This window comes from Actinophytocola xinjiangensis (genome assembly GCF_001921215.1).
Classification (GTDB): Bacteria; Actinomycetota; Actinomycetes; order Mycobacteriales; family Pseudonocardiaceae; genus Actinophytocola; species Actinophytocola xinjiangensis.
Genome location: NZ_MSIF01000047.1, coordinates 26,311 through 33,689, shown reverse-complemented (window position 1 = coordinate 33,689; position 7,379 = coordinate 26,311). Strand labels below are relative to the sequence as shown.

The 7,379-nt window shown below is 71.8% G+C and carries 7 protein-coding genes; 3 read left to right on the top strand and 4 right to left on the bottom strand.

All coding sequences use genetic code 11. The features are described from left to right. Both BLA60_RS41315 and BLA60_RS41310 read right to left on the bottom strand, forming a co-directional pair. The coding region (locus BLA60_RS41315) for an AAA domain-containing protein (RefSeq protein WP_154814987.1) at positions 1-2,515 on the bottom strand (2,515 nt) is incomplete at its 3' end. Between the two features lie 15 nt (positions 2,516-2,530). Beyond that, positions 2,531-3,472: an MBL fold metallo-hydrolase gene (locus BLA60_RS41310; protein WP_075138564.1), complete on the bottom strand. Its 942-nt coding sequence runs from the start codon at positions 3,470-3,472 to the stop codon at positions 2,531-2,533. Positions 3,473-3,618: 146 nt separating this feature from the next. Between BLA60_RS41310 and BLA60_RS41305 the strand changes: the two genes are divergently transcribed. Both BLA60_RS41305 and BLA60_RS41300 read left to right on the top strand, forming a co-directional pair. Beyond that, on the top strand, positions 3,619-4,728 hold the full coding sequence (locus tag BLA60_RS41305; RefSeq protein WP_075138563.1) for a S1 family peptidase: 1,110 nt from the start codon (positions 3,619-3,621) through the stop codon (positions 4,726-4,728). Positions 4,729-4,854: 126 nt separating this feature from the next. Next, positions 4,855-5,760 carry a helix-turn-helix domain-containing protein gene (locus tag BLA60_RS41300; RefSeq protein ID WP_084736179.1) on the top strand — a complete coding sequence of 302 codons (906 nt, stop codon included), beginning with the start codon at positions 4,855-4,857 and terminating at the stop codon, positions 5,758-5,760. Here BLA60_RS41300 and BLA60_RS41295 read toward each other — a convergent pair. Beyond that, complete coding sequence (locus BLA60_RS41295; protein ID WP_075138562.1) at positions 5,744-5,950, bottom strand: DUF397 domain-containing protein; 207 nt, start codon at positions 5,948-5,950, stop codon at positions 5,744-5,746. The genes BLA60_RS41300 and BLA60_RS41295 overlap by 17 nt on opposite strands. Before the next feature lie 21 nt (positions 5,951-5,971). Next, complete coding sequence (locus BLA60_RS41290) at positions 5,972-6,841, bottom strand: helix-turn-helix domain-containing protein (RefSeq protein ID WP_075138561.1); 870 nt, start codon at positions 6,839-6,841, stop codon at positions 5,972-5,974. A gap of 250 nt (positions 6,842-7,091) precedes the next feature. On the opposite strand from BLA60_RS41290, the gene BLA60_RS41285 reads away from it, so the two are divergent. Further along, the gene (locus BLA60_RS41285) at positions 7,092-7,337 is read left to right on the top strand and encodes a hypothetical protein (protein ID WP_154814986.1); all 246 of its coding nucleotides are present in this window, start codon (positions 7,092-7,094) and stop codon (positions 7,335-7,337) included. Positions 7,338-7,379 lie beyond the last annotated feature (42 nt).

Below are 7,379 nucleotides of genomic sequence, written 5' to 3'. Positions count from 1 at the left end.
CGGCGTCGGCGTGCGCGGCGACCGGGGCGAGCGTGGCCTCGATCCGGCGCAGCGGCACGGTGGCCGCCGCGTGCGCGTCGGCCGCGGCGGCGACGTCGACCAGGTCGGCGTAGGCGCGCACGGCGTCCAGGTCGGTCCAGTCGGGGCGGGGCAGACCGGCGTCGGCGAGGCGGTGCCGCTCGGCGTCGAGCGCCTCGGACAGTGCCAGCAGGCGGTGCAGCTGGTCGAGTTCGGTGCCGTGCCACTGGACGCGTTCGTGGACCGTGCCGCTGGGCGTGGTCACCCCGTCGGGCCAGGTGCGGTCCAGTGCGGCCAGCACCCTGGTCAGTTCCGCCCACACCAGGAACGCCGCCACCGCCGGGCCGTCGGCCGGCGGCAGTCCGTCGACCCGGACCGAGGCGAACAGCGCGGCTGCCTGCTTGACCGGTTTCGGGGTGAGCGTGCCGATTCTGGGCAGCCCGTCGGGCCCGGTGCGCAGCGACCCGTCCCGCAGGTGCGCCTTCAGCTGTTGGGCCAGGGGAACCAGTGGTGCCGGTTCACCGTCCACTTCGACCGTCCGAAGTGGACCTAGTGTGTCGGCCAGCTCGGTGGCCCTGGCGGTCAGCGTGTCGAGCTGCCCGGCGCGGGCGTGCCAGGCCCGGCCGCGCCCGGTGCGCACGTCCGCCAGCGCGCCGTCCATCCACGTCTCCGGGCGGCGCGCCAGGTCACCGGCCTCGTCGGCCAGCTCCCGCAGCCGCCGCCGCAACCCGCCGCGCGCGGTGGCGTCCACCGCTCGCAGCGCCTCGAACGCCTGGTGCGCCTTGTGGTCGTCGAGCAGTCGGTCGGCCCGCGCCGCCGCCGCCTCGGCGGCGACCAGCTCGGCGAACCCCGCCGGCGGCGCGACCGTGGTGAGGTCCACCAGCCGCCCCGAGGACTCCAACTCGTCGTCGGCCAGCGCCTGGTCGCCCAGCAGCCCGCGCCACTCCAGGATCTCCTCGCCCGACAGCGGCGGCGGCGCGTCGGCCCGCACGTGGACGTGCGTGCGCAGCCACCCGTGCCGGGGTTCCCGCTCGGCCAGCCGGCGCGCGATCGAGGCCAACGTGCCCCGGTAGCCGGCGTGCTCGTGCTCGCGGACCTCGTCGGCGCGCGCCGTCACCAGCTGCCGGTGCAGCTCCAGGCGCCGCAGCCGCAGACGCTCGATCACCGCCAGACAGTCCGCGACGGTCGCGTCGGCCACCGCGTCGTCGTGCTCGGTGGCCGCCGCCGCGATCCGCCCGACCGCGACCTTCAGGTCGGACATGTCCTCCCGCGAGCTCCCGACCACCCCCACCGACAGCGGCCGGATCGCGGCCGGCAGCTTGTCCCGGACCTCCCGCAGCGCCCGGTCGGTGTGCGCGGTGACCAGCACCCGCTTGCCCTGGGCCAGCAGGTGCGCGAGCAGCGCGGCGGCGGTGTGCGTCTTGCCGGTCCCCGGCGGCCCCTGCACCAGCGTCTGCGCCGCGACGTCGACCTGCCGCACGATCCGCAGCTGGGTGTCGTTGACCGGCAGCGGCAGGAAGTCGTCCTCGTCCACCCGCACCAGCGCGCCCTCGACGGGTCCGGCGGCCGGCCGGGGCGGCCGGTGGTCCGGGTCGACCAGCGGCGCCAGCCCCGCCGGCACCTGCCCGGACCCGGCCAACTGCTCGACGATCGTCTCGAAGATCTCCACCAGGCCCTGCTGCGAGCGCCGCCGCAGGATCACCGCCGGCGCGTACACCGCCACCGCGTGGCGCGCGGGCGCCGGCACCGCGGCGAGGTCGCGGTACTCGCCGCCGGCGTCGAGCGTGTGCACCACCCGCCGCGCCAGCTCCCCGACCTCGTCGGGCCCCAGGCCGGCGAGCGCGGCGGCGTGCTCGCGCAGCTCGTTGACGTGCCCCGGGTTCGGCACCCGCCCTGGGTCGAGCATGTCCAGCTCGACGTCGGCCGCCGCGTCCACCCGGCTGACCGTGAGCCGCCCGGTCGTGTCGTCCAGGTCGATGGTCACCGGCGCGGTCACCAGGTGCCGGCGCACCGGCGGATGGCCGTCGGGCGCCCAGACCAGGACGCCCGCGCCGAGCACCAGCTCCAGTTCCTCCGGGTTGGCGGTGGCGGCGACGTAGCTGGCGAACAGCTGGCCGTAGCGGGCGCGGGCGTCCCGGTCGGCCAGCTCCCGCTCGGCCCAGGCGAGCCAGGCCGGCAGCCACACGTCGTAGCGGTCACGCAGGACGGGGTCCTGCGGCGGGGCGGGGGTGATCGCCGGGTCGTCCCAGCCGTCGAGGCCGAAACCCTCCGGCGGCGGCGGTTCGACCCGCGCCACCCGGTCGATGGTGAGCACGGGGTCCTCGCCGGTGGACACCGCGGGGTGGCCGGGCAGGTCGCCGAGCCAGTGGACGGCGCGGTAGGCGTCGGTGGTGCGCGGCGGCTGGGTGCGCAGCTGCTGGGTGCGGCCGAGGAACTCGAAGAGCCGGACGGCACGGCCGACCAGGGCGCTTCGTCCTGCCTGGTCCGCATCCTCCACCACCCCACGGTAGCGTCAAGCGCGGCAGGTGAGGGGACGACCGCCGTTGTAGGTCACCATGTCGCGCAGGGCGGCGACGGCGTCGATGGCCCCGCCGCGCGGTACACCGTCGAGTTCGGCGATGGCGCGGTGCAGGTTCCCGACGATCCGCTCCGGGTCGGTGAGCGAGGCGTACTCGCCCAGGTCGGTGTCGCGGGCGGCGTCCAGGGCCGACACGCCGTCCGCGTGCGCCGCCCGCGCCACGCCGTCGACGAACCGCAGGTACCCGCGAACCCCGTCGATCAGCTCGGGGCCGGCGACCGGCCCGTGACCGGGAACGATGACCTCGGCGCCGAGCGGTTCGATGACGTCGGTGAGCACCTCCAGGGCGCCGCTGACCGAGCCCTGGAGCAGAAAGGGCGTTCCGCCGTTGAACAGCAGGTCGCCGCAGAACAGGACCTTGCGGTCGGCGAGCCAGACGATCGAGTCGTTGGTGGTGTGGCCGGGGGTGCCGGTGTGCCGGACCTCGCAGCGCAGGTCGTCGACCCAGACGGTGACGCCGTCGGTGTAGGTGAGGAACGGGGGTTCCAGCTCGACCTCGCCCCAGTCGACCGTGTTCCAGATCGGTTCGTCGATGGGCTTGCCCCACGACTGGATGCCGGCCCGGGTCGCCTCGTGGCCGACGATCGTCGCGCCGTCGAACAGGAAGTTGCCGAAGGTGTGGTCGCCGTGGTGGTGGGTGTTGATCAGGGTGCGGACCGGGCGCGGGGTGATCCGCGCGATCGTGTCGAGGTAGGCGCGGGTGCGCCGGACGGTCGCGCACGCGTCGACGCTGACCACGCCGCGCCGGCCGACCAGGAAACCGGTGTTGTTGATCCACCACGTCCCGTCCGGCTGGGTGTAGGCGAAGACGCCGTCGCTGACCTCCACCGCGGTGGGCGGGCCGGGGGTGTCGACGTCGTGCGCGGTGCTCGTCATCCGCTCAGCCTAGGGCCGGAATAATGGTCCAGACCTTGACGTGACCGTGCCGGACATACCACGGTGATGGATGAGAGCGCTCTCATGGCTTCAGGGGGCCGGGCCCGGGACCCGGCCTCCCCCTGCACAGAAACAGCGAGGGCACCATGAAGAAAACAACCCTGCTCGTGTCCATCGGCGCGCTGATGGCACTGGGCGCCACCGCGACCCCCTCGGCCGCTGACACCGTCGATGTCTCGGACGGAATGGTCACGGCCATGGCCCGTGACCTCGGCCTGACCGACACCCAGGCCGCCGCCCGCGTCCGCGCCGAGGCCACCGCCATCGACGTCGAACCGGCCGCGAAGGCCGCCGCCGGCGCCGACTTCGGCGGCTCCTGGTTCGACGCCGACACCGGCACACTCGTCGTCGGCCTCACCTCGGGCGCCAACGCCGCCGACGTCGCGGCGACCGGCGCGCGGGTCGAACGGGTCGAGCACACCCTGGCGGCCCTGGACGCCGCGAAGGCCAGGCTCGACCGGGCCGACGCGCCCGACTCGGTCGCCAGCTGGCACGTCGACCCCCGCGCCAACACCGTCGTCGCGTCGGTCGTGCGCGGCACGGCCGGCGACGCCGACGTCCAGACGTTCCTCGGCCTGGCCGGTGACGTCGAGACCGTCGAGGTCGACGCGCGGCCGAGCACGTTCGCGGCCGGCACCGTCGGCGGCGATCCCTTCTACATCAACGGGAACACCCGCTGCTCGATCGGCTTCTCGGTGCACGGCGGGTTCGTCACCGCCGGGCACTGCGGCGGCACCGGCTCCTCGGTCGTCGGCTGGGACGGCTCGGCGATGGGCAACTTCGCCGGAAGTTCCTTCCCTGGCAACGACTACGCGTTCGTCCGGATCGGCAACGGCTGGTGGACCGCGCCGGTCGTCCTGGGCTGGGGCGTCATCCCCGACCGGCTCGTGCGCGGTTCGGGCGAGGCGCCGGTCGGCTCGTCGATCTGCCGCTCGGGGTCGACCACCCACTGGCACTGCGGGCAGGTGCTGGCCAAGAACGAGACCGTCAACTACTCGCAGGGCGCGGTGCACCAGATGACCAAGACCAGCGTGTGCGCCGAACCCGGTGACTCCGGCGGGTCGTTCATCACCGGCGACCAGGCCCAGGGCGTCACGTCCGGCGGGTGGGGCAACTGTTCCTCCGGTGGCCAAACCTGGTTCCAGCCGGTGAACGAGATCCTCGGCGTGTACGGGCTGAGCCTGGTCACGGCCTGATCGACGGGGAATGCACCGCCGTTCTCACATGCACAAGCAACGGAGAACGGCGGTGCTACTCCCCGTGCGCGCGTCAAGCGCGTACCCTGAGCTGTCGATGGTGACGAGCGACCACGGAGGGCGGAGATGACCGCGGACGACCTGCGCGGTGACTCTGAGGGCTCTGCCAGGGGGAATGGTGAGGTCAGCGGCGCACCGACCGCGCGCCGGATCGTGCTCGGGGCGCAGCTGCGCCGCCTGCGCGAGGCGACCGACATCTCCCGCGCGCAGGCGGGTTACGCGATTCGTGGCTCGGACTCGAAGATCAGCCGCATGGAACTGGGCCGCGTCGGCTTCAAGGAACGCGACGTCGCCGACCTGCTGACGATGTACGGCGTCACCGACTCCAGCGAACGCGAAGTGTTCCTGGAGATGGTCCGCAAGTCCAACGAGCGCGGCTGGTGGCACCGGTACACCGACCTCATGCCCGACTGGTTCCAGGACTTCGTCGGGTTGGAGGAGTCGGCGTCGCTCATCCAGAACTACGAACTCCAGTTCGTCCCCGGCCTGCTGCAGACCGAGGAGTACACCCGCGCCGTCGCCAGCCGGGGCCACCCCGACCACCTCGACGAGCCAACCGAACGTCGCGTGCGGCTGCGCCTGCAACGCCAGAAGGTCCTGTCCCGCCCCGGCGCGCCGCGCCTGTGGGCGGTCGTCGACGAGTCGGTGCTGCACCGCCCGATCGGCGGCCCGGCCGTCCTGCGCCGCCAGCTCGACCACCTGCTGGAGATGACCCGCCAGCCCAACATCACGCTGCAGATCGTCCCCTACGACCGCAGCGGCTACGCGGCCGAGGGAGCGTTCAGCATGCTGCGCTTCGCCGAACCGGCCCTGCCCGACATCGTCTACGTCGAACACCTCGGCGGCGCCCTCTACCTCGACCGCCCCAACGAGATCGAGCTGTACGGCCGCGTCATCGACCGCTTGGCCGTCGACGCCGAAACCCCCGACAACAGCCGCCAGATGCTCGCCAAGGTCAGGTCGGCGATCTGACCCCCGCGACCCCGGCGAGAAAGCGTCGGAACGGGGCGGCGTCGACCACCAGCACTCCGCCAGCGGGGTTCTTGCTGTCCCGCGCGGCGACCCACGTCCGACCGTCGGTCGCCAACTCGACACAGGACCCGTTGGGCTGGGAAGCGCTGCTCTTGCGCCACCTGGCACAGGAGAGGTCGTCGCTCGTCATTACCTGACCCTCCTCGGATCATCACCCCGTGAGCTGGGCCCTGGCCCGACGCATCCTGTCGACCGACGCCTCGGCGTCAACGGTCATACCCCACACCTGATCATAGATGCGCTGGAAGCGGGCAACTTCGTCACTGTCGTCCTGGAGGACGAAGCTGACGATGTTCTCGGTGTAGATGACCTCCGGTTCGGCGGTGTCCCCGGCGCCGGCGAAGGCCAGCACGGTGTAGTTGCAGCCGACGGCAGGGTGTCCGCCCGCCGTGTAGGGCAGCACTCGCACGTCGACGTTCGCCGAGGACTCGACCAGTTCGACCAGGTGGTCGAGTTGGTTCCGCAACACCGCCGGACCGCCGACCTCGGTGTGCAGCGCGGCTTCACCGAGGATGACGCGCAGGGCCAGCGGATCCTCGCCGGCCAGGCGGAGTTGGCGTTCCATGCGAAGCCGCAGGAACTTGTCCGTGTCGTCCGCGGCGATGACCTCGCCCGCGCTGCCGATCAGCGCGCGTGCGTAGTCCTCGGTCTGGAGCAGGCCGTGCACGATGTCGAGTTGGAAGCAGGCGAGTTCGCTGGCCTCGTTCTCCAGGTCGAGGTACTCCGCGAAGGCGGCGGACACGAAGTCGTAGTACGGACGCCGCAGGACACCCCGGCGACGACGGCGTTTGGCTGCCTCCACCATCTCGTCCACGATCTTGGCCGGGGCGCCGTACAACTCCAGCGCTGCCTTGACCCGCAGCGGCTCCGCACTTCCGCCCGTCTCCATGCGTGAGACAGTGCCGGAACCGCAGAGCAACTCGTCGGCCGCGCGCTCGACGGAGTAGCCCGCCCGCTCTCGCCAGCGTCGCAAGGTCCGAGCCAGACGCCTGCTCTGAACCGGACTGACAGTTCCACTCAACGTGTGCGCACCTCCTGATCACGGGGTTGACAGTCTCCCCCCTGGGGGGTAGCTCGGTTCATCTCGTCACTCAAATGGATGAACATAAAAATGGAAGCCTTCCATAACTGTTATGTTCCTAGTCGAGCCACCATCGTTCTGGCTCAGAACCAATGTGGAACCACTGCGAAAGGTGTACCGATGCGCAGCAAGATCAACGGGCTTTGCCGGAGGGCTCGATCGGGCTCTGCCGGCGTTGGGAGTGTGCGGCATGGTCGCTGACCCACCGGAGAAGTCGGTGTGGCTCGACATCCCCGAAAGTTGTCGCATGGGCGGCGAGTTCACCGGAGACCTGGACGTTCATGTCACGTTCGGAGGACCCGACGACGGGGTGAACGTGCTGTTCGAGCGAGCGGCACTGGAGCGTTTCGTCGGGCTCGCCACCGAGTTGCTGGCGTGTCGGATCCCGGACGACCCCAGGGCCGACCTGCCGAAACTTCACGCACCGGCGGTCTGACGCCGCTCGGCCCGGGGCGTCACGGGTCGAGTTCGGTGAGGC

What these genes read in the sequence shown, in the direction of transcription:
- BLA60_RS41310 (WP_075138564.1), bottom strand. Translation starts at nt 3,472, where the DNA reads ATGACGAGCACCGCGCACGACGTCGACACCCCCGGCCCGCCCACCGCG.
- BLA60_RS41285 (WP_154814986.1), top strand. Translation starts at nt 7,092, where the DNA reads ATGGTCGCTGACCCACCGGAGAAGTCGGTGTGGCTCGACATCCCCGAA.
- BLA60_RS41295 (WP_075138562.1), bottom strand. Translation starts at nt 5,950, where the DNA reads ATGACGAGCGACGACCTCTCCTGTGCCAGGTGGCGCAAGAGCAGCGCT.
- BLA60_RS41300 (WP_084736179.1), top strand. Translation starts at nt 4,855, where the DNA reads ATGACCGCGGACGACCTGCGCGGTGACTCTGAGGGCTCTGCCAGGGGG.
- BLA60_RS41305 (WP_075138563.1), top strand. Translation starts at nt 3,619, where the DNA reads ATGAAGAAAACAACCCTGCTCGTGTCCATCGGCGCGCTGATGGCACTG.